Annotated in this window: 24 protein-coding genes and 1 pseudogene; 15 read left to right on the forward strand and 10 right to left on the reverse strand. The window is 70.0% G+C overall.

Annotated elements, in window-relative coordinates:
- The first annotated feature begins 166 nt into the window (after window positions 1-166).
- The 3 genes and pseudogenes from EP757_RS14345 (at window position 167) to EP757_RS14355 (ending at window position 2531) form a co-directional block, all read left to right on the forward strand.
- The gene (locus EP757_RS14345; protein ID WP_127546219.1) at window positions 167-457 is read left to right on the forward strand and encodes a hypothetical protein; all 291 of its coding nucleotides are present in this window, start codon (window positions 167-169) and stop codon (window positions 455-457) included.
- A 648-nt stretch (window positions 458-1105) separates the two neighbouring features.
- Window positions 1106-1947: pseudogene (locus EP757_RS14350) on the forward strand (IS5 family transposase).
- Between the two features lie 272 nt (window positions 1948-2219).
- Window positions 2220-2531 (forward strand): hypothetical protein, encoded by a 312-nt coding sequence (locus tag EP757_RS14355; RefSeq protein ID WP_127546222.1) that lies wholly within the window; start codon window positions 2220-2222, stop codon window positions 2529-2531.
- Here the strand turns inward: EP757_RS14355 and EP757_RS14360 are convergent.
- On the reverse strand, window positions 2528-2707 hold the full coding sequence (locus EP757_RS14360; RefSeq protein WP_127546224.1) for a hypothetical protein: 180 nt from the start codon (window positions 2705-2707) through the stop codon (window positions 2528-2530). The genes EP757_RS14355 and EP757_RS14360 overlap by 4 nt on opposite strands.
- Before the next feature lie 93 nt (window positions 2708-2800).
- On the opposite strand from EP757_RS14360, the gene EP757_RS14365 reads away from it, so the two are divergent.
- From EP757_RS14365 to EP757_RS14390, 6 genes are all read left to right on the forward strand, one after another.
- Window positions 2801-4222, forward strand: coding sequence for a CYTH and CHAD domain-containing protein (locus EP757_RS14365; protein WP_127546227.1), 1422 nt, complete (start codon window positions 2801-2803; stop codon window positions 4220-4222).
- An 80-nt stretch (window positions 4223-4302) separates the two neighbouring features.
- Window positions 4303-5220 carry a polyphosphate kinase 2 gene (ppk2, locus tag EP757_RS14370; protein WP_197725518.1) on the forward strand — a complete coding sequence of 306 codons (918 nt, stop codon included), beginning with the start codon at window positions 4303-4305 and terminating at the stop codon, window positions 5218-5220.
- Window positions 5221-5502: 282 nt separating this feature from the next.
- Window positions 5503-6411 (forward strand): ribonuclease Z, encoded by a 909-nt coding sequence (locus EP757_RS14375; protein ID WP_127554238.1) that lies wholly within the window; start codon window positions 5503-5505, stop codon window positions 6409-6411.
- On the forward strand, window positions 6408-6911 hold the full coding sequence (locus tag EP757_RS14380; protein WP_127546233.1) for a GNAT family N-acetyltransferase: 504 nt from the start codon (window positions 6408-6410) through the stop codon (window positions 6909-6911). Before EP757_RS14375 ends, EP757_RS14380 begins: the two co-directional genes overlap by 4 nt.
- Window positions 6912-6960: 49 nt before the next feature.
- Window positions 6961-7542, forward strand: a complete 582-nt coding sequence (locus EP757_RS14385) for a permease-like cell division protein FtsX (RefSeq protein ID WP_127546236.1) — start codon at window positions 6961-6963, stop codon at window positions 7540-7542.
- Complete coding sequence (locus EP757_RS14390) at window positions 7539-8060, forward strand: SigE family RNA polymerase sigma factor (protein ID WP_232050509.1); 522 nt, start codon at window positions 7539-7541, stop codon at window positions 8058-8060. The genes EP757_RS14385 and EP757_RS14390 overlap by 4 nt, the downstream gene beginning before the upstream one ends.
- A 13-nt stretch (window positions 8061-8073) precedes the next feature.
- On the opposite strand, the gene EP757_RS14395 is transcribed toward EP757_RS14390, so the two are convergent.
- The 5 genes from EP757_RS14395 to EP757_RS14415 form a co-directional block, all read right to left on the reverse strand.
- The gene (locus EP757_RS14395; protein WP_127546239.1) at window positions 8074-9366 is read right to left on the reverse strand and encodes a CHAT domain-containing protein; all 1293 of its coding nucleotides are present in this window, start codon (window positions 9364-9366) and stop codon (window positions 8074-8076) included.
- Window positions 9363-11855 (reverse strand): P-loop NTPase fold protein, encoded by a 2493-nt coding sequence (locus EP757_RS14400; protein ID WP_127546242.1) that lies wholly within the window; start codon window positions 11853-11855, stop codon window positions 9363-9365. The genes EP757_RS14395 and EP757_RS14400 overlap by 4 nt, the downstream gene beginning before the upstream one ends.
- Window positions 11821-12546: a DUF6338 family protein gene (locus EP757_RS14405; protein WP_127546245.1), complete on the reverse strand. Its 726-nt coding sequence runs from the start codon at window positions 12544-12546 to the stop codon at window positions 11821-11823. The genes EP757_RS14400 and EP757_RS14405 overlap by 35 nt, the downstream gene beginning before the upstream one ends.
- Window positions 12543-12722, reverse strand: coding sequence for a hypothetical protein (locus tag EP757_RS14410; protein WP_127546248.1), 180 nt, complete (start codon window positions 12720-12722; stop codon window positions 12543-12545). Before EP757_RS14410 ends, EP757_RS14405 begins: the two co-directional genes overlap by 4 nt.
- Window positions 12723-12863: 141 nt before the next feature.
- Window positions 12864-13298: an HIT family protein gene (locus tag EP757_RS14415; protein WP_127546251.1), complete on the reverse strand. Its 435-nt coding sequence runs from the start codon at window positions 13296-13298 to the stop codon at window positions 12864-12866.
- 24 nt (window positions 13299-13322) lie between these two features.
- Between EP757_RS14415 and EP757_RS14420 the strand changes: the two genes are divergently transcribed.
- The 3 genes from EP757_RS14420 to ilvA are packed head-to-tail and all read left to right on the forward strand — an operon-like array spanning window position 13323 to window position 17114.
- Entirely contained in the window at window positions 13323-14474 is a 1152-nt protein-coding gene (locus EP757_RS14420; RefSeq protein ID WP_127546253.1) for a cystathionine gamma-synthase, read from the forward strand.
- A gap of 26 nt (window positions 14475-14500) precedes the next feature.
- On the forward strand, window positions 14501-15859 hold the full coding sequence (locus EP757_RS14425) for an amidase (protein ID WP_127546256.1): 1359 nt from the start codon (window positions 14501-14503) through the stop codon (window positions 15857-15859).
- A gap of 7 nt (window positions 15860-15866) precedes the next feature.
- The gene (gene ilvA / locus EP757_RS14430) at window positions 15867-17114 is read left to right on the forward strand and encodes a threonine ammonia-lyase (protein WP_127546259.1); all 1248 of its coding nucleotides are present in this window, start codon (window positions 15867-15869) and stop codon (window positions 17112-17114) included.
- Window positions 17115-17232: 118 nt separating this feature from the next.
- Here ilvA and greA read toward each other — a convergent pair whose 3' ends face one another.
- Together greA and EP757_RS14440 are read right to left on the reverse strand one after the other, a co-directional pair.
- Window positions 17233-17727, reverse strand: coding sequence for a transcription elongation factor GreA (gene greA / locus EP757_RS14435; RefSeq protein ID WP_127546262.1), 495 nt, complete (start codon window positions 17725-17727; stop codon window positions 17233-17235).
- Window positions 17728-17857: 130 nt separating this feature from the next.
- Window positions 17858-18277, reverse strand: a complete 420-nt coding sequence (locus EP757_RS14440) for a DUF4307 domain-containing protein (RefSeq protein WP_127546265.1) — start codon at window positions 18275-18277, stop codon at window positions 17858-17860.
- Between the two features lie 111 nt (window positions 18278-18388).
- On the opposite strand from EP757_RS14440, the gene mca reads away from it, so the two are divergent.
- From mca to EP757_RS14455, 3 genes are all read left to right on the forward strand, one after another.
- Window positions 18389-19270: a mycothiol conjugate amidase Mca gene (mca, locus tag EP757_RS14445; protein WP_127546268.1), complete on the forward strand. Its 882-nt coding sequence runs from the start codon at window positions 18389-18391 to the stop codon at window positions 19268-19270.
- Window positions 19271-19287: 17 nt separating this feature from the next.
- Window positions 19288-19638 (forward strand): hypothetical protein, encoded by a 351-nt coding sequence (locus tag EP757_RS14450; RefSeq protein WP_127546271.1) that lies wholly within the window; start codon window positions 19288-19290, stop codon window positions 19636-19638.
- A 238-nt stretch (window positions 19639-19876) separates the two neighbouring features.
- Window positions 19877-22393 (forward strand): bifunctional diguanylate cyclase/phosphodiesterase, encoded by a 2517-nt coding sequence (locus EP757_RS14455; RefSeq protein WP_127546274.1) that lies wholly within the window; start codon window positions 19877-19879, stop codon window positions 22391-22393.
- A gap of 7 nt (window positions 22394-22400) precedes the next feature.
- Here EP757_RS14455 and EP757_RS14460 read toward each other — a convergent pair whose 3' ends face one another.
- Window positions 22401-25121 (reverse strand): NACHT domain-containing NTPase, encoded by a 2721-nt coding sequence (locus tag EP757_RS14460; RefSeq protein WP_127546277.1) that lies wholly within the window; start codon window positions 25119-25121, stop codon window positions 22401-22403.
- On the reverse strand, window positions 25111-25725 hold the full coding sequence (locus EP757_RS14465) for a hypothetical protein (protein WP_127546280.1): 615 nt from the start codon (window positions 25723-25725) through the stop codon (window positions 25111-25113). Before EP757_RS14465 ends, EP757_RS14460 begins: the two co-directional genes overlap by 11 nt.
- Window positions 25726-25727 lie beyond the last annotated feature (2 nt).

The raw sequence follows: 25727 nt of genomic DNA on the forward strand, positions 1-25727 counted from the left end.
TTGCCGGGCTTCTCCATTGATGCCGCTCGAACGGCCACCCCCGGCGGACATGGACCGTCACAGATAGTCGCCGCAGTCGCACACACAGTCCGACCAGTCGATGGTCCGCTGCGGTTGTATGTGTCGTGACGGAGCTATGAGCCACTCCCGGATGGAGGGGTAGGGGATGGTCGACGTCGACGAGACGGTGCCCGCCGGCATCGTGGACCGCCTTCTGTGGCGGGACGCGCAGCAGATGCTCGGACGCCACACGGCGTCCGATGCGGACGGTGCCTGCGTCGGGTGCGGGTGGAACTGGCCGTGTTCGGCACGCCGCCTGGCCGAGCGGGCCGACACCGTCGCCCGCCGATCCTGGCGGGAGTCGTGGACGCTGCGCCACGACCTGAACACCATGCGCGACCGGCCAGGTCGCGGCCTCAATGTTCCGTCTGCCCACCGCTACAGGAGGCTGTCATGAAGTCTTAGACGTCGCCGAGAAAGCTTGACCGTCCCCCGGCAAGCAATGGCTTCCCGGCCCGGCGACGTCTCCCGGCGGTGACGCCGGCGCGCCCCGCCAGCGCTCCGGTATCCCGCGCCCAAGCCCGCCCTTGAATCGGTAAACGAATCGGCACGCCTCCGCTGATTCGCGCCTCCGGCCAGGCGCACCCGGTTCGGGCGGGGCGGTGGGCGGGAGCACGTGACTACAGGTTCCCCCGCATTCATCGGTCACGTGCTCCCGCCTTTTCCGCATTTATCGTACGGAATTGGCGGGCCGCGTCCGCCTTCCGCCATGCAGGTCCCCGGTCCACCGACACCTGACGGCCCCTTCCGCCGGCTACCGCCACCGGCGGCCCCGGCGTCCCGTCACCGCCGCATCGGCCCGCTCGTGCCCCCGGCTGTGACTCATTGCTGTCGCGGGCCGGGTTCGTCGCTCATGAGTCACGGCCGGTTCTGCTCGGCTGTGGCTCGTGGCTGTCTCGTGCCTGGACGTGGCTCATGAGTCACAGCCGGTCTGCTCGGCTGTGGCTCATGGCTGTCTCGTGCCCGGATCGTGGCTCATGGGTCACAGCTAGGTTCTGTCTCTTAGATCATCGTGGCGATCATGGGTGTCGATCGTTGACGTGGTGTGGCGCGTGGTGATCTGACGAATGATGAGTGGGCTGTGCTGGCACCGCTGCTGCCGGTCCAGCCCGTTCAGGGCCGGCGCTGGCGCGATCATCGGCAGGTGATCAATGCGATCTGCTGGGTCAAGCGCACCGGTTCGCCGTGGCGGGACCTCCCGGAGCGGTATGGACCTTGGAGACGCCGTACCAGCGTTTTCGCCGCTGGGCGGCCGACGGCACCTGGGCCAGGTTGAAAGCGCAGGTCGTCACCCTTGCTGAGCTCGACGACGACATCGACTGGGACGCTCAGGTCGACGCGACGATCGTGCGCGCCCATCAGCATGCGGCCGGGGCAGCGAAAAGAGGGCTGACGTCGCCGGAACGCAGGCGCGTGAAGGCATCGGACGCTCCCGCGGCGGGCTGACCACGAAGATCCATACCCTGGCCGACGGACGAGGCCGATCGCTGGTCTCGCTGATCCCGCTGCTCAATCAGGTCCGGGTCTCGACGCCCGGGCCCGGCCTGCCGCGCAAGCGTCCGAACTCGTTGACCGGTGACCGGGCGTATTCGTCACGGGCCAACCGTCAGGCTTTGCGGGACGAACACATCACCGCCACCATCCCGCAGCCCCGCGACCAGATCGCTAACCGCCTGCGCAAAGGCCGTAACGGCGGCAGGCCGCCCGCGTTCGACCCAAGCGGCGTAACCAGGTCGAACGCGCTTCAACCGGCGCAAGCACTGGCGTGGACTGGCAACCCGATACGACAAGCTGGGCGCACACTTCCAAGCCACCCTCGACCTCGTCGAAATGCTCGACTGGCTCAGAGCCGTACCCGACGGCCTTGATCTAAGAGACAGAACCTAGCCCTGCTCGGCTGTGGCTCATGGCTGTCTCGTGCCCGGATCGTGGCTCATGGGTCACAGCCGGTCTTGCTCGGCTGTGGCTCATTGCTGTCGTGGGCCGGGACCGTCGCTCATGAGTCACAGCCGGCGGGCCGTGAGTCTCGTGCCGATCCGGGGTGTGTGCGCGGGCCGCAAGTGGCCGCCCGACATTTCACGCCTCGGAACGAAAAAGATCGACATGGACCGACCTGTCGCTTCACACTCGGAAACGAGGGGCGACCGGGAGGTTGGAAGATGCAGTATCGGAACGACGACGAGCGTGCCGCCTGGGAACTGGCCGAGTTCATGATCCAGCAGGCCCGGGCGATGATGCGCGAGGCCGAAGCGGCGCTGGAGAGCTGGAAACGCGGCAAGGAGATGAACCGGCAGCGGTGTGCCCGGCGCGGGATCAACACCACGGACGCCGAGATCCGCTGGGCCGCGTCGGCGAGCGCCAAGAACGCGATCACCAACAACTCGTTCCACGTGTCGCTGGCGACCATGTATTACGGCGCGGCGACCGCGAATTACGCGCGAGCCGAGTACCTCCGGAACAACCGCGGCTAGAGGTCCTCGGGCGTGTCCTGCTCGGCGACCGTGCCGGGCTGCGGGCGCGGCGGGTCGGCCTGGGCCGGTGAGGCCGGGACGGCGAGGGCCAGGCCGAGGACGGCGCCGGCGCCGATCAGGCGGAGACCGGCGAGTGACTTGGTCAGAGAGACGGGACGGCGCTCCGACTTCTCCATGCAGCTCTCCTTTTCATAGGCAGGAAAAGAACCATGACAGCTCAACCTGAGACATGACTGTGTCAGAAGGCCGCCACGGGGCACCATTGACGCGTGGAGATCGCCACCGAGACAGAGCGCAAGTACGACGTCCCCGAGACTTTCGAACTTCCGGAGCTGGCCGGGGTGGCCGGCATCACCGGCTCGGACGGCGCCGAGACACATGACCTCGACGCCACCTACTTCGACACCGAAGACCTCCGGTTGATGAGAAACCGCCGGACTCTTCGCCGCAGAGCCGGCGGTCATGACGCCGGCTGGCACCTCAAGACGCCCAGTGACGGTGAAGGACGTACCGAACATCGGATATCCGGGCACGAAGGCGACACGGTTCCGGACGAACTGGTCGGTATCGTGCGCGGCATCGTCCGCCGTCACCCGCTGGGTCCGGTCTGCCGGTTGCGGACGCATCGGGTGGAGACGCCGTTGCGCGGCGAGGACGGGCGCACGCTCGCGTTGATCGCGCAGGATCGGGTGATCGCCGACGCCGGTGACGAGCACAGCGTCTGGCAGGAGATCGAGGTCGAGCTGGTCGACGGGGACGCCGGGCTTCTCGACGCGGTGGAGCGGGTGCTGCTCGACGCCGGCGCGACGAAGGCGGAGGGCCCGTCCAAGGCGGCCCGCGCGTTGTCCAGCAAACTCCCAGGAAAAACTAAGAAGACGAAGATCAACCCCGTCTTCCGGTACGCCCGGGAGCAGCGCGACGCCATCCTCGGACACGACCCGGCGGCCCGCCGTGGGGACCCCGAGGCTGTTCACAAGATGCGGGTGGCGACGCGTCGTCTCCGCAGCACGCTGAAGACGTACCGGCGCTGGTTCCCGGAGAACGAGGTCGGCGACGAGCTGCGCTGGCTGGCCGGGATGCTCGGCGCCGTCCGCGATCCCCAGGTGCTGGAGGAGAAGCTGCTCGCCGGCGTCGAGGACTCGGGGCCGGAGTTCGAGCCGGCCGCGAACCGGATCCGGGCGGCGCTGGAGCACCGGGTCGCGAAAGGCCGGGACGAGCTGGCCCAGGCCCTCGACTCGGACCGCTACCTGGCCCTGCTCGACGCCGTGGACGAGATCGTCGATCGGACGGGACCCGATGCGGGTGATCCTTCCCGGCGTACCAGGAAGGTCTTGAAGAAGGCGGACGCCGAGCTCGATGCGGCGATCAAGAGCGGCGCCGACGAGGAGCTGCACGAGGCGCGCAAGAGCTACAAGAAGGCGCGGTACGCCGTCGAGGTCATCCAGCCGGAGAACGGCAAACCGGCGAAACAGCTGGTGAAGGCGCTGACCGCGCTGCAGGACGGCCTCGGCGCCCACCAGGACTCGACGATCGCGCGCGAGGTGCTGCACGAGATCGGCCCGGACAGTTTCCATTTCGGCGTGCTGTACGGCAGGCAGGAACAAGTGGGTAAGGAGACCTTGCGGGAGGTGCCCGCGCTGGTGCGGGCGTCGCGGCGCAAGAAGGTGCGGCGTTGGCTGGTGAAGACATGACCACTGATGTTCATTCGGAACACGTTGATCCTGAACAGGGCGTTATCGAGCATGTTGATCATGAACGTGCGGAGGAATCGATGACGGAGCCCTATGCCGGTCCGATAGCCGAGCTGAGCGGCTACCGGGTCGTGGACGACGAGGACGACGATCCGCGGCTGATCAACGCGGACGGCACGCCGGTCGACACCTGGCGGGAGGACTATCCGTACGACGAGCGGATGTCCCGGATGGAGTACGACCACGACAAGCGCCTGCTCCAGATCGAGCTGCTGAAGCTGCAGAACTGGTGCAAGGACACCGGCGAGCGGCTGGTGATCCTCTTCGAGGGGCGGGACGCGGCCGGCAAGGGCGGCACGATCAAGCGGTTCATGGAGCACCTGAACCCGCGCGGTTCCCGGGTGGTGGCACTGGAGAAGCCGAACGAGAAGGAGAGCACCCAGTGGTACTACCAGCGGTACATCAAGCACCTGCCGTCCGCCGGTGAGATCGTGCTCTTCGACCGATCCTGGTACAACCGGGCCGGCGTCGAGCGGGTGATGGGCTTCTGCACCCGCGCGGAGTACCTGGAGTTCATGCGGCAGACGCCGGAGCTGGAGCGGATGCTCGTACGCTCGGGCATCAACCTGGTCAAATTCTGGTTCTCGGTCACCCAGGGCGAGCAGCGCACCCGGTTCGCGATCCGCCAGGTCGACCCGGTCCGGCAGTGGAAGCTCTCCCCGATGGACCTGGAGTCCCTGGACAAGTGGGACGACTACACCGAGGCCAAGGAGGCGATGTTCTTCTACACGGACACCGCCGACGCGCCCTGGACCGTGGTGAAGAGCAACGACAAGAAGCGCGCCCGGGTGGCGGCGATGCGGCACGTGCTCAACCGCTTCGACTACACCGGCAAGGACCCGGAGATCGTCGGCATCCCTGACCCGCAGATCGTCGGACCGGCCTCGCTCGTCGTGGAGAGCACCGAGATGACCCCGCGCGTATTCCCGCGGCTGTAGGTGATTTAAAAGCATTGGCGGTCGCTGTCGACCTTGGCTAACGTGGCCGTACACGTGAAGGGAGGTGGTCCGAAGTTGTATAGCAACGGGACTCGTGAGGTGGCTGTCCGCTAGCCGCTGTCCTTGACAGCTTCGTTTGAGCGTCGAGACCGTGTGGCAGCGGCCCGGCGAGTACCAGACAGCCACCCGACCCCAGGGGATCCGGCCTTGTCCGACCGGACCTCGCCCGCGACAGCGAGCGAGGAAGTCCCCTGGGGTCGCTTCATTCCGGGGGTCTTCGCGATGCGTGAGCTGGTCGTCCTCGGCACCGCCAGCCAGGTGCCGACGCGCCACCGCAACCACAACGGATACCTCCTGCGCTGGGACGACGAGGTGATCCTCTTCGACCCGGGCGAGGGCACCCAGCGCCAGATGCTCCTCGCCGGCCAGGCCGTGACCCCGCTGCGGCGGATCTGCGTCACGCACTTCCACGGCGACCACAGCCTGGGCCTTCCCGGCGTCCTGCAGCGCATCTCACTGGACCGGGTGCCGCATCCGGTGACGGTCCACTATCCGGCTGGTGGGCAGGAGTTCTTCGATCGTCTGAGGCACGCCACCAGCTATTGGGACAACTCCTCCGTGCTCGCCGCGCCGGTCTCCGCGGGCTTCGAGGTGGAGACCTCGGCGGGGCGCCTCACGGCGTTGCCGCTCAGGCATTCGATCGAGACGTACGGCTACCGTCTCGTGGAGCCGGACTCCCGCCGGATGATCCCGGCCCTGCTCGCACAGCACGGGATCAGCGGTCCCGCCGTGGGCGATCTCCAGCGTTCCGGCCGCCTCGGCGACGTCACCGTCGAGCAGGTCAGCGCGGTCCGCCCGGGTCAGACCTTCGCCTTCGTGATGGACACCGGCCTCTGCGACAACGTCTACGCGCTCGCCGAAGGCGCCGACATGCTGGTGATCGAGTCCACGTTCCTGGCCGAGGACGCCGCCATGGCCGCCCAGGTCGGTCACCTGACGGCCGGACAGGCCGGTTCGGTGGCACGGGAGTCGGGTGTCCGGCTCCTGGTCCTGACCCACTTCTCGCAGCGCTACACGGATCCGTCCCGCTTCCTGGAGGAGGCGCGCAAGGAGTTCCCCGGCCCGATCGTGGTCGCCGAGGACCTCCAGACCGTGCCGGTCCCGCCCCGGCGCACTACGGTCGATTCATGACCGCAGAACTCCGCCTGGCTGTGGAGGCCGACCAGCCGGCTGTCGGCCGCCTGCACCACCGATCCCGTGCGGCGGCGTACGCCGATCTGGTCGATCCCTCGTCGTTCGACACGCGGGCCGCGGACATGCTGGCGGCGTACTGGGTGGAGCGCTGGCAGTGGGAGCAGGACACCCACCGGATGACCCTGGCCTTCGACGCCGGCGAGCTGATCGGTTTCTCGTACATCGGGCCGAGTGAGACCACCGGAGCGGCCGAGCTCTACGCGATCCATCTGGACCCGTCCCGGGTCGGCACGGGTGTGGGCCGCCTGCTGATGCTCGACGCCCTGGAGAACCTGCCCAGCTACGGCGAACCCGTGGCGGTCCTCTGGGTCCTCGCCGGCAACACGACGGCCCGCCGCTTCTACGAGAAGGGCGGCTGGTCCGACGACGGCGTCAGCCGCGACGACGAACTCAACGGCCACCCGGCCACGCATCTGCGCTACTCGCATCCGCTGTGACCGATCCCCACCCCCAGCCAGTCATGTAGGGGGAGAGAGGGGAGCTGCCATGCCGGAGCATCTGAAGGAACTGTTCGACCGGGCACTCGACGGCGAGCCCGCGTTCCTCGACGGTGAGGCCGCGGCGCAGGTGATGGCACAGGGCAGGGGCATCCGCCGCCGGCGCCGCGCCCTGGCGATCGGCGGGACGGCTGCGGCGGCCGTCGTCGCGGTCGTGGCGGTGCCCGGTCTCCTCCCGGGGCCCACCGGTCCGCCGCTGCCGCCGCCGCAGCCGCCGCCCGCCGTGGCGCTGGTGGCGCAGGCCCGGCCGGAGTGCACCTGGCCGGTCACCAGCGCCGCCACCGATGTCGTCATCACGCTGCGGCAGGACATCACCGAGCAGCAGCGCGAGGCGCTCCGGGTCGATCTGAGCGCCGATCCCCGCATCCGGACCATGGCCTATGAGACCCGCAAGGAGGCGTACGAGCGGTTCCAGGAACTGTGGCGGGACAGCCCCGACTTCCACCAGGCCCTCTCGGTGCCCGACTCGTTCCAGCTGAGGCTGACCAGCCCGCAGCAGTACGCCGAGGTCGCTGCGGCGTACTCCGGCCGTCCCGGGGTCGAATACCTGGTCGGCGGGGTGTGCCCGTGAGCCGCCCGGACCGCGCCCTCCGTTCCGTCCGCGACGCCGAGTTCACCGCCTTCGTGGCCGCCGCGACACCCCGGCTGCGGCGTACCGCCTACCTGATGTGCCGGGACTGGCATCTGGCCCAGGACCTCACCCAGCTGACGCTCGCCCGGATGTACGCCTCCTGGAGCCGGATCTGGCGCACCGCCGACCTGGAGGCCTACAGCCGCAGGGTGCTGATGAACGCCGTCTTCGACCAGCGCAAACGGCGCAGCAGCACCGAAGTGGCCTTCGCCGACCTCCCGGACCGTCCGGGCCACCCGGCAGAGCCGGCCGCGGACCTGCACGTGACGCTGATGCAGGCCCTGGTCACCCTGCCGGTCCGCGACCAGGCCATCATCGTCCTGCGCCACTGGGAGGACCACAGTGTCGAGACCGTCGCCGACATCTTGGACGTCTCGCCGTCGGTCGTGAAGATGCGAAGCATGCGAGCCCTGTCCCGCCTGAAATCCCTGCTGGGTGAGGACTTCGCCCGCCAGTGACCAAGCCGGCGGGTCAACGGCTCACGCCCGCGAAGTGGACCACCTGCCCCCACTGGTAGAGCGGCGCGCCGGAGGACATGGCCGTCCTCCCGTGCTGGACCGCACGATCCACCGAGCCACTACGCGCCAGCTCACGGTAGAAGGCGACCGAGAACCGCGTCGCATGGGTGGTTTCGGCGCTGCCCTCGAACGCCACCACGGACGTGGCGCCGGCCTCGGCGATCCGGCGGGCCAAACTGCTGCCGTGGGCGTCCGCTCCGGCCTCCGAGGCCCCGAAACAGGAGCCCAGCACCACGATCGGCACGCCGGCCAGGGCATCCGTGAGCGCGTTCTTCGACATCAGGAGCTTCGCGGCGGCCACGCCACTCGCCGAGCCGTGCCCGATCAAGTGCACCACCTGCGGCTTCTCGCGTAGGACGGCGGAACGCAGGGCGTCGCTGTCGTCGAAATGCGACAGGCGCACCACGTCGAACCGCCGCTCGGGGCCCTCCGACTCGGACAACGCCTGGATGATCTGGGTGGCCTCGGCCTCGAAGGCCTGCTCATCCTCGGCCGGCATCGTCGGCATCGCGATCAGGACGCGGTTCGGTCCGTCGATCACGCGGACCGGATGACTGCCCTCGCCCACTGTGCGGACGAGGGACACCGCGGGATCACGGGCGACGAAGTCGTCGGTGTCGAGCGCGGCCATCTCCCAGGGCACGTGATGCCAGGGGGATGCGATCTGCAATCGGACGTCGATCCACCGATGATCCACGCTGACCTCGGACAACACCTCGCGGTAGCGGCCCCGCACACAGGACGCACACGGCGAGGCGTGGGGGAGCGCGCACCGTCGGCACGGGGGCAGCAGCGCCAAACCGATTTCACGAGCGGCGCGCAGAGTCGTTCCGGCGGTGATGTCCTCCGGGGCGAAGGAGAGAAGGTAGCGGATCGCGGCGAGCCGGTACGAGGTGAAGGAGGTGCATCCGGCGGCCAGCTGGGTCGAGCCGCGGAACAGGGTCGAGCAGACGTTCTCGACCTCGACGTCGGGACGGCTCGTCAAGCGGATGACCAGGATCTCGGCCGGGTTTCGCTGATCCTGCTCCGCCAGCCAGGCCCGGCCCTCCGGTGTCAACCGCAACGGCGGCTGCATCGCCATCGGATGAGCGTTGGCCAGCCGCTTCCCGGCCTCGGCGACGAGCCGCCTGAGCTGGGCCGCGGTGGCGGGCAGCCGGGAGCACACCTCACCGAAGGTCATCTGGCCGCCGTTGGCGGCGATCAGCCGCACCAGGGCCAGAACGGCGGGGTCACCTCCGGCTGTCATGTGAGGCGTAGTGCCGGAAGTGCCCCGATCGGCATGTTGTTCTCGATCTCCTCCCACCAGTGCGGCCCGGCGCTGAAGTGGTCGGGGACCTCTTCCATCGCGCTGCGAAGCTCGTCATCGGTCGGCTTCGGAATCGTCACTTCCTGTCCCTGCTGCACCGCGTAGGCGTTCTGGGGATCCTCGGACGTGAGCAGGAATCTGGTGTAGACCGCACGCACGCTGGAGACCTGCGGCAACAACTCGTACGCGATGCGGTGCAGTGCGGCGGCCGCGACCTGGTAGTCCCGGTAGGCGAGCACGATCGCGTAGTTCTGCACGCTGAAGGCCGCGCTCTCCTCGGAGGTGGCGAAACCCTCGGCAACGATGTAGCGGAGTAGGTCAGCGCCCTTCAGCTGCGCCGTTTCGTCCTCCATCCGGGCCATCGCGCTGGCGAAGCCCGCCATCAGCGTGGAGATCTGCACATCCGACTTGTTCTCCACCAGCTCGTCCAGCCACGACCGCACGAGGGCTTCGGCGTCGGCGGTCCGTTCCAAGGCGATCAGCAGGTTGAAGAGGTCCATGCGAATCAGCCCGCGATTCTCACCGTCGAGAGCTTCCTGCACCAGCTCGTCGATACCCTCCGGTGTCTCCCCCGCGAGCAGCGTCGCGCGCGCCCGCTGCACCATCTGCATCGGCTTCTTGAAGTCGGGCTCGTGCTCGGCCAGCCAATCCAGTTGCTCGCGGAGGGCGGGCAGGATGGCGGGACTTCTGGTGTCGTTGAGCGCCGAGGCGAAATTGATGCGGATGTTGGCGTGATTCGGGTCCAGTTGGGCCGCGATCTGGTGCATCAGCAGCGCCAGCTGTACGTCCAGCTTCTCGACCTCCAGCGCGAGGTTGCCGATCAGCGGTGCGTTGTAGTCCGAGCCCGCCCCCGCTGCCACCAGTTGGACGATGCGTTGGGAAAGCGCCGCGAGCAGGTCCATGTCCTTCATGCCGAGCGCGATCTGGGCGTCGGTGATGACCTGAGTGAGCAGGTCGTCCGTCGTGTCGGAGGTGGGCGTGCTCAGCGGCGAGGTGGCGCCTCCCGGAACGGCCAGGCGGCGGCCCGACGAGGAAGTGATGTCGTAAGCGGGCGGACCCGCCGGCACCAGCCGAGGCGCTGCGCTGAGATAGAGGATGAGTTCGGGCGGGCAGTCCTGGATGTCGATGCCGCCTAGCCGTGCCTGTTCGACCAGGCGTGCGCAGGCGCCGGGGATGTCCCGCGACTCCTGTTCGAGGACGCGGGCGCCCATCTCGATGACGAGGCGCAACCAGTCGGCGCGGGGTGACCTGGCGGTGCTGCCCAGATCGGCGTTGGCCGGCATGATCAGCGCCGGCGAGATGAACTCGTCGAAGGCCTGCGGCCACACCATCCGGGCGACGATCCGCTTGACCGAATCGCCTTCGAAGTCCTTCAGGACCCAGAACTCCTGGAGGAGCTCGTTGAAGATGCGCTTGGTCTGCCGGGGCGTGCGCGCCTTCAGGGCCGGTGCGAGCAGACCGAGCGGCTCGTCCGGCCGCACCTCCGAGAGCAGGGTGCGGAAATGCTCCACGCCGGCTCGCAGGTCGGGATCTTCGGGGAAGAGTTCCAGGGCATAGGTCGCCGCGCTGGCCGCGTTCGTGATGAGCGGCGGGATGCGGAGCTGGAAGTGGACGAACTTCTCGAGTGCTTCCCCGTCGTAGGACTCGTGAAGATCGGTCGCCGCCCGGGCCGACCGCTTCAGGTGCTCCTCGTCCGCGGCGACCACGAAGAAGAGGTTGGGCAGAGCCGTCCAGAAGTTCAGTGCGGCGAGCACTTCAGCCGTGAAGCTCTCCGGGCAGCGATCGAGATCGTCGATCAGCTCCACGTGGACGTGCCGCATGTTGGCGACCCGCGGATCGGTCTCCTCGGTGGACAGCTCGCTGCGGTGCTGCAGGAAGGAATCCAGGATCCACCGCTCGACGACCGGGCCGGCCGTGCTGTAGTCCTGAAGCATCTTGCGGAGGAACATCTCGGCCTTGATCGGGGCGGCCAGTCCGCCTTCGGACTCGTACTGGAGGTTTTCGAGAAGCTGAACCAGATAGCTTTCCGGAAAGCCGCCCAGGACGTCGTAGGCCAGGCTGAGCCGGGGCGCGATCGGCGATCCGACGTGCAGATTAGCCCGGTAGGTCGAGAACGTCAGGACGTACTCGTCGCCCAGGATGAATCCGCGTTGGCGCTCGTCGCGTTCCAGCTCCGGCAGGGTGCCGTGCAGCCGTTCGAACATCAGGTCCAGCATGATCCCCAGGGCGCTGGACTTCCCGGAACCCCAGGGCGCGCTGATCCCGAACACGCTGCCCGGGCTTTCGTCGTCGGAGTGGACGGCGGCCACGACGTGGTCGGCGAAGAACTGCAGGCGGCCCCAGAGCTCGGGCCGATGCGCGAAGAGCTTGTCGCGGTCCCGGCTTACCGGCCTTTCAGCCGCCAGCCACGTTCGGATGTGGCGCTCCATCTTCGGCCCCCTTGCTGACGTCGGGTCCCGTGGCCGCCGGCGCAGCCGGCCGGCTGACGACCTTGCCGTACAGGAGCCCGACCTCGCTCGCAGGAATGATCACGAAATCGTGGCTCAGTGGCTCGCGTTCGGTACTGCCGGCTTGAACCATGAACATGGGTGCGGCGATCGCCAGATCTTGTTCACCGGATTTCGCCGAGGTGTCCACGAGCTGCAGGATGCCCCCGAGCACCCGCCCATCCTTGAGCTGCACCACCGCGTAGATCGATGATTTCCGGCCCGGGTTCTTGGCCAGGTACCGGAAGACGGTCGCCGTCCAGACCGAGCCGGTCCCCAGCCGAGTCGGGTTCTCGAACTGCCGGACCACGATCAGGGCCAGCAGGTAGGCGAGGACCGCGGCCAGGATCAGGGTGACGACCGCCGAGAGGATGTAGCGCCAGTCCAGCACCGCCGGTGGTTTGAAGAGTTCCGAGAGCTTCACGAACGCCGAGGGGATCGCCGCGCCGAGGCCGAGGACGGCCAGGGCGGCCAGTCCGGTGCACAGCGCCCCGACGCAGAGAAGATCGACGAGATCGAGGACGCCGCCCCTGGTGCGCCGGGTGAGCCGTCGCTCGACGACCCGCTGGTAGAGGTAACCCGGCGACACCGCCACCAGGAACACCACCAGGGCGAGAGCGTTGCTCGGGATCACGCCTGCTCCTCGGTGGGCTCGGGAGCCTTGGGCGGTGTGGCGGGAGGAACGAGATCGTCGGGGAGGTCGCTCTGATCGAGATCGATCACGGGAGCCTCGAAGACGTCCCGCCAGCGCATGTCCGGGGCGGTCGGCGGCTCGTCACCGTCGGCCAGAGATCGATCGGGTTCAGGCATGAACATCAACCTCCCGCGATGTGCTGATCACGAGCGAGCATCCAACGTATCCGGAACTCCCGCCGCGATCCATAGTGGTGAAGCGTCCGCCCACCTTCGTGTCCGCATGGATCGCCGCGTGCGAGCCCGGTCAGGCCGCCCTCAGCCTTCTGGAAGGGCGAGGGACCGGTATTCATCACCGATGCGAGAGGCGTGGTCGAGGGCTTCCTCGTCGCTCGCGTACTTGTGCCGGGGCCAGAAGAAGCCTCGCAGGCCGTCGCCCTTGGTGCGGGGGACCACGTGGGTGTGCAGGTGCGGCACCGACTGGGAGACGATGTTGTTCTCCGCCACGAAGGTGCCCTGCGAGCCGAGAGCGGCGGGCACGGCCGCCGCAATCAGCTGCACAAACCGGAAATATCCGGATAAGTCAGCGGCGGGTAGGTCGATGAGCTGCACGATGTGCGGGCGCGGGACGATCAGGACATGGCCCTTGAAAACCGGACGGATGTCGAGGAAGGCGACCCCGGCCGGCGAGGAGGCCACCAGGAACGCCGGGACGGACCCCGCCACGATGCCACAGAACACGCAGTCGGCCACCACGTGAGACTAGCCTTGCGCTACATGACGGCTAACCAGTACGGGTTCGACACCCTCGCCATCCACGCCGGCCAGGAGCCGGATCCGCGGACCGGCGCGGTGGTGCCGCCCATCTATCAGACCAGCACGTACGCACAGGACGCCGTCGGCGCCCCGCGCCTGGGGTACGAGTACAGCCGCTCCGGCAACCCGACCCGGGATTCGCTGCAGGAGTGCCTCGCGGCGATCGAGGGCGGGCGGCGCGGGCTGGCCTTCGCGAGCGGCCTCGCGGCCGAGGACACCCTGCTGCGCGCGGTCTGCCGGCCGGGCGACCACGTGGTGATCCCGAACGACGCGTACGGCGGCACGTTCCGGCTCTTCTCCAAGGTCGCCGAGCGCTGGGGTCTGGACTGGACCGCCGTGCCGCTGGACGACCTGGACGCGGTCCGTGCCGCGTTCCGGCCCGGCCACACCCGGCTGATCTGGGCCGAGACGCCGACGAACCCGCTGCTCAACATCGCGGACATCGCGGCGCTGGCCGGTCTGGCCCACGAGTACGACGCGATGCTGGCCGTCGACAACACGTTCGCCTCGCCGTACCTGCAGCAGCCGCTCGCGTTCGGCGCGGACGTGGTGATCCACTCGACGACCAAGTACATCGGCGGGCACTCGGACGTGGTGGGTGGCGCGCTGATCACCGCGGACGCCGGCCTCGGCGACGAGCTGGCCTTCCACCAGAACGCGATGGGCGGTGTGAACGGCCCGTTCGACGCCTGGCTCACCCTTCGAGGGATCAAGACCCTGGGGGTACGGATGGACCGCCACTGCGACAACGCCGAGCGCATCGCGGGATACCTCGCGGAGCACAAGGCGGTCGCTCAGGTCCTCTACCCGGGACTGGACGACCACCCCGGGCACGAGACCGCGGCGAAGCAGATGAGCCGCTTCGGTGGCATGGTCTCGTTCCGGGCCGCCGGCGGCCCGGAGAAGGCGATCGAGGTCTGCAACCGGGCGAAGCTCTTCGTGCTCGCCGAGTCGCTGGGCGGCGTCGAGTCGCTGATCGAGCACCCGGGACAGATGACACATCTGTCGGCTGCGGGCTCAGCGCTTGAGGTTCCCGCCGATCTCGTGAGACTGTCTGTCGGCATCGAAACCGTTGACGATCTGCTCGCCGACCTCGAGCAGGCGCTCGGTTAACAGACCGACGCTGGAGAATCTGCGCGATGGATACGACGACCTGGGTGGGAGCAACCGCCAAACAGATCGCCCGCGCGGTGCGCCGCGGGGACGCGAACGCCACCCAGGTCGTGGCCGACCACCTGGAACAGATCGCCATCTCCGACCCGGAGCTGGGCGCGTTCCGGCTGGTCCGTGACGTGGAGGCGATCCGGGAGGCGGAGAAGGTCGACGACCAGGAGGACCTGGCGAACCTTCCGCTGGCCGGCGTCCCGGTGGCGGTGAAGGAGAACACCGCCGTCGCGGGCCTGCCGACCTGGCACGGCAGCGCTGCCGCCCGTACCCCCGAAGTGGCCGAGGAAGACCACGAAGTGGTCCGGAGGCTGCGCGGAGCCGGCGCCGTCGTCGTCGGGGTGACCAAGATGCCGGAGATGGGTCTCTGGGCGGTCACCGACGACGACACCGGCGCGACCCGCAACCCGTGGGACCTGGAGCGCACGCCCGGCGGCTCGTCCGGTGGATCGGCGGCGGCGGTGGCGGCCGGGCTGGTGCCGATCGCACAGGGCAACGACGGTCTCGGCTCGATCCGGATCCCGGCGGCCTGCTGCGGCCTGGTCGGGTTGAAGCCGGGTCGCGGCGTGGTGCCCGTCGACTTCGGCGACAAGGACTGGTTCGGCCTGGTGGAGAACGGCGTGCTCACCACCACGGTGGCGGACGCGGCGCTGGGCTTCTCGGTGCTGGCCGGCCTGACCCCGCAGACGCTGAAGGAGCCGGGCCGGCTGCGGATCGGCGTCTCGCTGCGCTCCCCGGTGGCCGGGGTGAAGCCGGACGAGCCGAACGTCGGCGCCGTCACGACCGCTTCCCGGCTGCTGACCGAGGCGGGCCACGACACGGTCGCGGCCGACCCGAAATACCCGACGGGCGTCGCTCTGGGGGTTCTGGCGACGTGGTTCGCCGGGGCGTACAAGAACTCCGAAGGCCTGCCGATCGACAAGCTCCAGCCGCGGACCCGCCGGCACATCACGCTCGGCAAGGCAGCGATGCGCGCCGGTCTGGTCCGCCAGGCGTCGCGCGACGGCTGGCGGGAGCGCTCGATCCGGTTCTTCGCCGACCGCAACGTCGATCTGCTGCTCACCCCGGCCCTGGCCGCGCCGCCCCCGCCGGCCGTGCGCTACTCGGGCATCCCGTGGTGGAAGAACATGCAGGCGAACGCGTCCTACGCGCCCTACCAGGCGCCGTGGAACTACGCGGGCCTGCCGGCGATCGTGGTCCCGGTCGGTTCCCGGCCGGACGGGCTGCCGCTCGCGGTGCAGCTCGTGGGCCCGCCCGACTCGGAGATGCTGTTGCTCTCGGTGGCCGGCCAGTTCGAACTCCAGAACCCCTGGCAGCGGCAGAACCTGGTCTGAGGGGCGAATGGCAGGATTGGTCCCCGTGGACCTGCTCTCCCTCGCTGACGTCGAGGCCGCCCGTGACCTGCTCGCCGGAGTGGCCAAGACGACGCCGCTGATCACCTCACGTCCCCTCTCCGAGATCACCGGAGTGCCGGTCTGGCTCAAGTGCGAGAACCAGCAGCGGGCCGGGTCGTACAAGGTGCGTGGCGCCTACACCCGGATCTCGCGGCTCTCCGAGGCGGAGCGGGCCCGCGGGGTGGTCGCGGCGTCGGCCGGCAACCACGCGCAGGGGGTGGCGCTCGCGGCCGGCCTGCTCGGGATCCGGGCCACGGTGTTCATGCCCGAGGGCGCGCCACTGCCCAAGGTCACCGCGACCAAGGGGTACGGCGCGGCCGTCGAGTACGCCGGCACCAGCGTCGACGACGCCCTCGAAGCGGCACACGACTTCGCCCGCAGCACCGGCGCCGTGCTGATCCACCCGTTCGACCACCCGGACGTGATCGCCGGACAGGGCACCGTCGCACTGGAGATCCTGGACCAGTGCCCGGACGCCACCACGATCATCACGGCGGTCGGCGGAGGTGGGCTGATCTCCGGGATGGCGGTGGCGGCGAAGGCGTTGCGGCCGGACATCCGGATCGTCGGGGTGCAGGCCAGTGGCGCTGCGGCGTACCCGCCCTCGCTCGCCGCCGGCGCCCCGCGCAAGCTGGAGTCCGGTGCCACGATCGCCGACGGCATCGCCGTGCTGCGGCCCGGTGACCTCACGTTCGCGCACGTCGAGAAGCTGGTCGACGAGGTCGTCACGGTCTCCGACGAGGACCTGTCGGCGGCGCTGCTGATCCTGCTGGAACGCCACAAGATGGTCGTCGAGCCGGCCGGCGCGGCTGCCGTCGCGGCGCTGCTGACCGGGGCGTACGTCCCCCCGCGCGGCGGCCCGGCGGTGGCGATCCTCTCCGGCGGCAACATCGACCCGATGCTGCTGCTCCGGGTGATCGAGCACGGCCTGGCGTCGGCCGGCCGTTTCCTGCGCCTCGCGGTGCGCTGCGCGGACCGCCCCGGCCAGCTGGCTCGGCTGCTGCGGGAGATCGCCGAGCACCGGGCGAACATCGTCGACGTCTCGCATTCCCGGCAGAGCCCGCGGCTCAGCTTCGGCGAGGTCGAGGTGGCGCTCTCGGTCGAGACCCGGGGCCCGGCCCACTCGTCGGCGCTGATCAGCGCCCTGCGCGACGCCGGTTACCGGGTGTCCCTGCTGGCCGAGGCGACCCCGTAGGAACGGGGCGAAGAGCTTGCGGGTGCTCGCGGAGAGCGCCTCGGCCCGGATGGACGAAGAGCTCGCGGCGCACTGTGGGACAGCACGCCGCGAGCTCGCCGTGAGCAGGTGAGAGGGGTCAGCCCTCGAAGGCGCCGAACTTCACGACGGTGACCTTGATGTCGGCGCCGCTGGGGGCCGTGTAGGTCACGGTCTGGCCGGTCCGCGCGCCGAGGATCGCCTTGCCGAGCGCCGACTCGGGGCTGTAGACGGTCAGGTCGGTCGTGGAGGAGATCTCCCGGGAGCCGAGCAGGAACGTCTCGGTGTCGGCCTGGTCGTCGTCGAAGTAGATCGTCACGACCGAGCCCGGAGCGACCGAGTCGGCCACCTGGACCTCGCCGACCTCCGAGTTGCGCAGGAACTCCTTGAGGTAGAGGATCCGGCCCTCCTCGCGGCTCTGCTCCTCGCGGGCGGCGTGGTAGCCGCCGTTCTCCCGGAGGTCACCCTCCTCACGGCGCGCGTTGATCTCCGCGGCTATGGCGGGGCGGTTGGCGATCAACTGGTCGAGCTCGGCCTGCAGCCGGTCGTAAGCGTCCTGGGAGAGCCAGGTCTTCGGCGCCTCGGAACTGGACACGGTCGATCTCCTTGCTGGGAACTGGGCAGTGTTCAGTGCTAGGGGGCAACGCAGCGAATCACCAAGCTTACCAGCGGTATGCGCGTTGCCCCGAAGGTGAAATCTTGTCAGTGGTGTGACAGGGCGCCGGTCAGCCGGCCGCGCGGCAGCCCATCACATCGCCCACCGACGCCTGCGCGGTGGTCGGCACCGGCTCGCTGACCTCGACCGAACCGCCGCCCGGTTTGCCCTTCACGGTCACCTCGCGGCGGCCTACCTCGAACCCGTCGTAGTCGCGGGCCCGCAGCATGCAGGTGGCGCTGCCGTCCTCCGGCACGATCACCCGGAACTGGATCACCATCTCGGCGGGGGTGGGGTCGTTCCAGCCGATGATCTGCGGGTCGTAGTCGCCCTCGCCGAACTTGTTGTAGAACTGCAGGGACAGCGCCACGATCCCGACGGCGAAGAGCGCCGTGATGATGATCGACGGCCAGCGGCGACGCGAACCCTCACGGCGCCGGCCGTAACGGCCCGCGGGGAAGACCGGGGTTGTGGCGTGCGTCTCGCTCACCTGACGACCTCTCGTGCGTTTGTTGTCGGTGGGATCGGCCAGAATGGCAGAGTCCATCTTCGCAGCCGATCCTGGGCCGCCGACGGCAGGCCTGGTCGAGAGGGAAACAACGTGGCCGAGCAGTTGCGCCTGATGACCGTGCACGCCCACCCCGACGACGAGTCGAGCAAGGGCGCCGCCACCATGGCGAAATACGTCGCCGAGGGTGTCGAGGTCCTCGTGGCGACGTGTACGGGTGGGGAGCGCGGCAGCGTGCTCAATCCGAAGATGGACCGGCCCGAGGTGCTCGCCGACATCTCCAACATCCGCCGTGCCGAGATGGACCGGGCCCGCGAGATCCTCGGTGTCGGCCAGGCCTGGCTCGGCTTCGTCGACTCCGGCCTGCCCGAGGGCGACCCGTTGCCGCCGCTGCCCGAGGGCTGTTTCGGCCTGCAGGACCCGCAGGAGGCGGCCAAGCCGCTGATCAAGCTGATCCGGGAGTTCCGGCCGCACGTCATGACGACGTACGACGAGAACGGCGGCTACCCGCACCCCGACCACATCATGTGCCACAAGGTCGCGGTCGTGGCGTTCGAGGCGGCCGGCGACCCGGAGCTCTACCCCGAGTTGGGCGAGCCGTGGCAGCCGCTGAAGCTCTACTACAACTCCGGCTGGACCCGGGCGCGGATGCTGGCCCTCCACGAGGGGATGCTGGCGGCCGGTCTGGAATCGCCGTACACGGAGTGGCTGGAGAAGTCGTCCGACCGGCAGGACCGCGGCGACAAGATCACCACGCGGATCGAGTGCGGCGACTACTTCGCGATCCGGGACGACGCCCTGCGCGCCCACGCCACCCAGGTCGACCCGGACGGCTTCTGGTTCAAGATCCCGCTGGAGCTGCAGCAGAAGGTGTGGCCCACCGAGGACTTCGAGCTCGCCCGCTCCCTGGTGGACAGCCCGATTCCGGAGTCCGACCTGTTCGCGGGCATCCGGGAGAAGGTCGACGCCCACTGACGCAGTAGTCTGACGGCGTGGACGTCTTCGCGGTAAACAACTTCGGTGACACCCGGTCGGGCGGGCTGGCCGGTCCGATGGGGCTGTTCCTCATCGTCCTCATGTGCGTTGCGACGGTGCTGCTGATCCGCAACATGAACAAGCGCATTCGTCGGCTTCCCGACAGTTTCACGGACGCCGCCGACCGCGAGCGTGTGGCGGAAATCGCGCGTCTCGATGCCGATCTCGACCGCCCGGCCGCCTCGGCCGCCGCAGACGTCGAAGCGGATCGATCGACCGCTCCGGTGACCTTGGAGGAACCCGAGGTGACGGCGGTGCCGGACGATCAGGACGACACCGCCAAGGGGCGCAAGGCCACCGGCGCGTGACGGTGCGGGCGCTCGGCGTGCCGGAGGTTTTTCGTTCCCGGCGAGCCGAGTGTCCCGGTCTCGGGTTCGTCAAGCCCTGTTGCGTTCATCGGTATTGATTTAGCCTTCCGCCCGGGGGCCACACGGCCCTGGGACCCTGCGCGGAAGGGGGCGCCGAGATGACACCTTTCCGGCGCGCACTCTCCGCAGATCATCTGCACGTGCATCTGCCTGTGCACGTGTCCGCCGGGGTCCGGTCATGAACGCCGCACCGAACCTCTTCGCCGACCGCGACCAGTCCTGGCTGGCCCGTCCGCGTCCGGTGCGGGTCCTGACCGTCGCGGTCGTGATCGCCGCCGTGGCCGCCGTCGTGCTCGGCGTCCTGCTCCCGGTGGACCGCCCGGCCGACCGCCCGCTCAACGCGCTCGACGGCGTCTGCGTGGCCGCCGTGCTCGCCGCCATCGCGCAGCTGGCCGGCCTCCGATTCCGTCTCGGGCCGGATGCCGTCTCGGTCAGCTGGGCCGAGGCCGCCGTGGTCGTCGGCTTCGTGGTGGCGCCGGCCGGCTGGCTGCCCGCCGCGACCCTGGCCGGCACCGGCGCCGCCTGGCTGCTGCTCGCCTGGTTCACCGGCCTGCGCAACGGCGCCGAGATCGTCCACCTGGTCGCCTCGATGACCGTCGGGGTGGCCGGCGCCGCCCTGGTCACCTCGCTGCTCGCCGGCGACGCCCCGATGAACAGCGCCCGGCTGCCGCTCGCCCTGGTGGCCGGCGCCGCGACGTACCTGGCGATCACCTTCGGCCTGGTCGTTCTCACGCTGGTCCTGCACCGCGACGCCGCGCCCGGCCGGATCGCCGCCCGGGTGCTCTACGCCAAACTCCCGATGTCGATCGGCAACGTGCTGATCGGTCTCGGCGCGGTCTTCGCGCTGGTCCGGGAGCCGCTCTGGCTGCTCGCCTTCGGCCCCGCGCTCTGGCTGCTGCACCGGACCTACCGCTTCCACCTGCGCGCCGCCGAGGAACGCCGGATGTGGGAGGCCTTCGCGGCCGCCACCGCCCGGCTGCCCGGCACGAGCGAGGCCGAGGTGGCCCGGGCCGGCCTGCGCGGCGCGCTCGACGTCTTCGGCGCCCGCCGGGCCGAGCTGGAGGTGCGGACCGGCAACGGCAACCGGAGGTACGCGCAGGACGGTCCCGGCCTCGGCGATCCCGCCGCCGCCCGGTCCGGCCCGGCGATCATCCGCAGCATGGCGGTGGCCGGCCACCCGGTCGGCGAGCTCACCGTGTGGCTGGGCGAGCCGAGCCTGCCGGTCCCGCAGGACGAGGCGGCCATCACGGCGTACGGCGAGGCGCTCGCCGGCGCCCTGCACGACGCCGCCGCCCACCAGCGCATCCTCGAACTGGACGCCCGCGCCGCCCGCGACCGGGTGCGCGACCCGCTGACCGGGCTGTTCAACAGGTCCGCCTTCGCCGACGAGGGTGATCTGCTGCTCCGGTCGCTCGACCGCGGCCAGCACGTCGCGCTGCTGCTGCTCGACCTGGTCGACTTCCGTGAGGTCAACCGGACGCTCGGGCACCGTGGCGGCGACGAGGTGCTGCGGCTGGTCGCGGAGCGGCTCACCGAGCTGGCGCGGCCGCACGAGCTGGTCGCGCGTACCGGGGATGACGAGTTCGTGCTGCTGCTGCCCGCCATGGCGGCGCTCTCCGAATCGGCCGGCCGGGTGGCGGGCTCGCTGCCGCCGGCTCTGCGCCGGGCCCGTGAGCTGGTCGAGCAGCTGCGCCTGCCGATGGAGGTGGCCGGCGTCCGGCTCGCGGTCGAGGTGACCGTCGGCGTGGTGGCCGAGCAGCCGGGCCGGATCGAGGTGGGTGAGCTGCTGCGGCGGGCCTCGCTCGCGGTCGGCCGGGCCAAGGAGCTGAACATCACCGTCGGGACGTACGACGGCAGCCAGGACGCCAGCAGCACCGACCACCTCGCGCTCCTCGCCGAGCTGCAGGACGCGTTCGCCGCCGACGACCAGATCGTGCTGCACCTGCAGCCCGCCGTCGACCTGGTGACCGCCGCGCCGACCGGCTGCGAGGCGCTGGTCCGCTGGCGGCACCCGCGCCGAGGGCAGCTCTCGCCGGGCGCGTTCCTGCCCGCCGTGGAGCGCAGCGAGCTGCTCATCCCGTTCACCCGCCGGGTGCTGGACCTGGCCCTCGCGGCGGTCGCCGACTGGACCGCCGCCGGCATCGACATCCCGGTCTCGGTGAACGTCTCGGCCCGCAGCCTCACCGACCCGACGTTCCCGGCCCAGGTCACCGAGGCGCTGCGGCGGCACCGGACGCCGGCCTCCCGCCTGGTTCTGGAGATCACCGAGTCGGTGGCGGTCAGCGAGCAGGAGATCGTCGACGAGGTGCTGGCCCGGCTGCGGTCGTCCGGCGTCCAGGTGTCGCTCGACGACTTCGGCACCGGCTTCTCGTCGCTCGCCTCGGTCACCCGGATGCCGGTCGACGAGATCAAGATCGACCGGTCGTTCGTGGACGAGATGATCGACAAGCCGGCGGCCGGCGCTGTCGTGCGGGCGGCGGTCGAGCTCGGCGAGCGGCTCGGTGTCCGGGTGGTGGCCGAGGGCATCGAGACGATCGAGCAGCGGGCCGCGCTGATCGAGCTGGGCTGCCCGGCCGCGCAGGGCTACCACTTCTGCAAGCCGATGCCGGCCGACAAGATCGTCCAGGCGCTCATCCAGCTCAGGGACGCCGCGCCCGCACCGGTGACCAGGCTCAGGGCCGACGACGCCTCCTGATCGGCGGTTACTGTCCCCGGTGCACGGAGATCCGGAAGCCGAGATCCCAGTACGCGTTGCAGGGCGGATCCTCCAGCCGGAACCGGACGTGGGTGGCGAGCGGCTCCCGGCTGTACCAGGAACCGCCCCGGACGCTGCGCCGGTCCAGCCCGCCCGGCCGTTCCCGGTCGCCGGTGGCCGACCAGGCCATCGATCGGCTGCTCACCCACTCCCAGACGTTGCCGCCCATGTCCTCCGGCTCCCGGCCGCCCGGCTCGTTGAGCGAGAAGAAGCCGACCGGTATCGCGCCGAAGTGGGTGATCGTCGGCGCGTTCGGGTCGGAGAAGTCACGCGTGACGCAGCGGTCCGGGTCGTACGCGGGTCCCCACGGGTATGCCCGGCGGGTGCCGGTCCAGTACGCGCCCGCCGCCCACTCCCATTCGATCTCGGAGGGGAGGCGGACCTCGTCGGCCGGCCCGATCAGCTCGCCGGCGCGCAACCGGCTCTGCAGCCACCGGCAGTACGCCTGCGCCTCCCACAGGTTGACGCCCACCACCGGCGCCGTCGGCAGGTTGAACCGGGAGTCCTCCCAGTAGAGCGGCTGACCCCGCCGCATGATCCGCCGCGCGATCCGGCCGGACTCCCGGGCGTACCGGGCGAACTCCTCCTCGCCGAGCTCCTTGACGAAGTCGACGCTCGTCTCCTGCTCCCAGAGCCGGGCCAGGCCCGCGACGAAGTCGGGCTCCTGCTCCCGCCACCGGGACGCCTCGTCACCGGCCCACCAGCGCGGATCGTCGTAGCCGCCGTCGGCCACGAAGCTGCCGTACTCGGCGTTCGTCACCGGGTATCGGCCGATCTCGAACGGCGCGACGGTCACCTTCACCGACGGGCTGGACGACACCCGCTTCGCCTCGGCCTGGCTGAGCGGCTCATCGGTGCCGACCTCACCGCGACCGCCGGGCACGACGACGAGGTGCGGCCCGGCGACGATCCGCTTGCCGTCGGCGCCGAGGAAACGCGGGTCGCGCAGGCGGCTCACCACGCACAGGGCCCGGATCCGGACGTGCTGCGGCAGCCGTTCGTCCCGGGCCACCCGGAAGACGGTGTCGATCGCGAACGGCCAGAGACCGGCCATCGAGAGGTCGTCCGGATCGTCGGTGGCCGGCCCGGTGACAGCGGCGCCGAACCCGTACCGGGTCGCCGCCTCGGCGCCCAGCTCGGCGAGCATGTCGCCGGCCAGGCAGGCGCCCTCCACGGCGACGGCGGCGTCCGCGGGATCGCCGGTGAGCGCGCGGACCGCCCGGCGGAGCAGGCCCCGGGACAGCAGGAGCAGGTCGGTGATGCCGTCGCCGGTGGCCTGGGCGATGCCGGCGACGCGGCCGAAGACCTCGTGCCACTGTGGGCGGGACGCCAGCTCGAGGCGCCGGGTCCGGTCGGTGAAGGTGGTGAGGTGCCGGGCGGCGAGGTACTCCTGCAGGCTGTGGTGGGCGAATTCGTACCGGCCGCCGTCCCGCTCCTGCAGCAGCCCGGCGGAGACGTTGCCGAGGAGCTGGCCGATGCACCGCTTGACCAGCTCCTGATGTTCGTCCTCACCGGTCGCCGCAATCCCGGCGTCCCGGAGCGTCCCGGCGATCGCCGCTTCGAGGTCCGGGCGGCGGAGCACTGCCGGTTGCCGGCCGCCGGCCCGGTCGAGCAGGTCGAACGCGAGCCGGCCGGCGACCTGCCGCAGGATCAGGTGGTCCAGCTGCGGCAACGTGGCGTGCTCGCCGTCGCGTCGCCACTCCGGGTCGGCCAGCAGGTATTCGATCGCCTGGCCGAGCAGGACGGCCTTGCTGACCTTGCGGCGCACCGGCCGGGCCTCGACCACGCAGAGCACCGCCGCGAGGAACGGGCTCCGGGCCAGTTCCCGGAGTTCCGGATGGGTGTCCAGGATCTGGCGGGTGGCCGCGATCCGTTGCCGGGTGATCGGTCGGGTCCGTCCGGACGCGGACCGGTTCCACTGCTCGACGTAGGTGTCGAGCTGGTCCTCGGAGAAGCCGGCCAGCTCCAGGACCGGCAGTGAGGCGATCTCCCGCCGGGGCCGTGCCGCCCGGTAGTCGGCGCTCCGGCAGGTGATCAGCACGTGATTGCGGGTGGGCAGGATGGTGGTCCGGATGCTCTCCTGGATCGACGGGACGCTGGCCTCGGCGACCTCGTCCAGGCCGTCCAGGAGGAACCAGAGCTCGCCGCGCGCGGACGCCTCGCACAGTTTCGGCCGCAGGCCCGGTCCATGATCGAGCGAGGGGAGCTGGGCGAACAGGTCGTTCAGCGACGACCACGGGCTCACCGAGGCGAGCGGGATGCGGACCGGGAGCCAGCCGTGACCGGACTCGGTCGTCTCGATGGCGTGCCGGGCGGCCAGCCGGCGGCACAGCGTGCTCTTGCCGAAGCCGGGCGGTCCGGTGACGACGGCCTTCCGGAACATGTTGAGGTCGAGCGCCGTGCCGACCTGGGCGACCCAGTCGTCGGAGACCAGCTTCTGCTCGCGCGGCGACGCGGTGAGCGTCGCGTCGCCCGGGTCGATCAGCGATACAGCCGGCGGGACCCACACCTCGGCGAGCCGCAACCGGTCGGCTTCCAGGCCCTGTGGATTGCCGAACGGCAGGTACTCCGTCTCCCGGATGACCTGGGACAGGTACGCCGCCACCTCCGCGTCGATCGCCGGCTCCGGCCGCTGCCGGTCCGGGCCGACTGTCACGTCATCCGGCATGTCGTCCCTGCTCCCCGTCGTCGTTCGATGATCGTTTCCCGATGACCTGGCCGGACACCGACACCTCCTCGATCGGGTCGAGCCGGCCCGACGACGAGCGCTCCCAGCAGTCACCCGCCATGTCCACGAACTGGAGCCGGCAGATCGGTTCGATGATCCGGCCGGACGGGATGCCCAGCCGGTGCCTGCTGAACCCGGGCGGGATCGGGTCGAACCGCGAGACGTCCGGCGACAGCACGACCGGGCCCGCCGGTCCCTCGCACACGGTCATGGCCCAGCCCGTGATCGGGATCGGGGTCAGGTTGTTGAAGAACAGGTACCAGCCGGGCACGTCGCCGTGGTCCTCCTCACGGAACGCCATCCATCCGTACACCTGGGTCCGTTCCCGGATCTCCTGGCGGTGGATGGCGTCCCGGCGGTCCTCCCGCTGCTGCCTGATCTGGCGGAGCGCCACGAAGACCGCGCTGACCGTGCCGATGCCCTGCGCCCACGAGCCGATGTCGCCGAACCGCTCGTAGTCGATCGCCCCGCCCCCGAAGAGCCGTAGCCCCCAGAGATCCACCATCAGGAGGAAGACGAGCCCGATCGCCAGGGCGATCGGCACGA

The organism is Actinoplanes sp. OR16 (genome assembly GCF_004001265.1).
In the GTDB taxonomy this organism is placed as follows: domain Bacteria; phylum Actinomycetota; class Actinomycetes; order Mycobacteriales; family Micromonosporaceae; genus Actinoplanes.

Excerpts from the sequence above, each read along its gene's own strand:
- EP757_RS14360 (WP_127546224.1), bottom strand. The coding sequence starts at position 2,707 with ATGGAGAAGTCGGAGCGCCGTCCCGTCTCTCTGACCAAGTCACTCGCC.
- ppk2 (WP_197725518.1), top strand. The coding sequence starts at position 4,303 with ATGACGGAGCCCTATGCCGGTCCGATAGCCGAGCTGAGCGGCTACCGG.
- EP757_RS14395 (WP_127546239.1), bottom strand. The coding sequence starts at position 9,366 with ATGACAGCCGGAGGTGACCCCGCCGTTCTGGCCCTGGTGCGGCTGATC.
- EP757_RS14460 (WP_127546277.1), bottom strand. The coding sequence starts at position 25,121 with ATGCCGGATGACGTGACAGTCGGCCCGGACCGGCAGCGGCCGGAGCCG.
- EP757_RS14380 (WP_127546233.1), top strand. The coding sequence starts at position 6,408 with ATGACCGCAGAACTCCGCCTGGCTGTGGAGGCCGACCAGCCGGCTGTC.
- EP757_RS14400 (WP_127546242.1), bottom strand. The coding sequence starts at position 11,855 with ATGGAGCGCCACATCCGAACGTGGCTGGCGGCTGAAAGGCCGGTAAGC.
- EP757_RS14355 (WP_127546222.1), top strand. The coding sequence starts at position 2,220 with ATGCAGTATCGGAACGACGACGAGCGTGCCGCCTGGGAACTGGCCGAG.
- EP757_RS14425 (WP_127546256.1), top strand. The coding sequence starts at position 14,501 with ATGGATACGACGACCTGGGTGGGAGCAACCGCCAAACAGATCGCCCGC.
- EP757_RS14420 (WP_127546253.1), top strand. The coding sequence starts at position 13,323 with ATGACGGCTAACCAGTACGGGTTCGACACCCTCGCCATCCACGCCGGC.
- EP757_RS14385 (WP_127546236.1), top strand. The coding sequence starts at position 6,961 with ATGCCGGAGCATCTGAAGGAACTGTTCGACCGGGCACTCGACGGCGAG.
- EP757_RS14375 (WP_127554238.1), top strand. The coding sequence starts at position 5,503 with ATGCGTGAGCTGGTCGTCCTCGGCACCGCCAGCCAGGTGCCGACGCGC.
- ilvA (WP_127546259.1), top strand. The coding sequence starts at position 15,867 with ATGGCAGGATTGGTCCCCGTGGACCTGCTCTCCCTCGCTGACGTCGAG.
- EP757_RS14345 (WP_127546219.1), top strand. The coding sequence starts at position 167 with ATGGTCGACGTCGACGAGACGGTGCCCGCCGGCATCGTGGACCGCCTT.
- EP757_RS14410 (WP_127546248.1), bottom strand. The coding sequence starts at position 12,722 with ATGCCTGAACCCGATCGATCTCTGGCCGACGGTGACGAGCCGCCGACC.
- EP757_RS14455 (WP_127546274.1), top strand. The coding sequence starts at position 19,877 with ATGAACGCCGCACCGAACCTCTTCGCCGACCGCGACCAGTCCTGGCTG.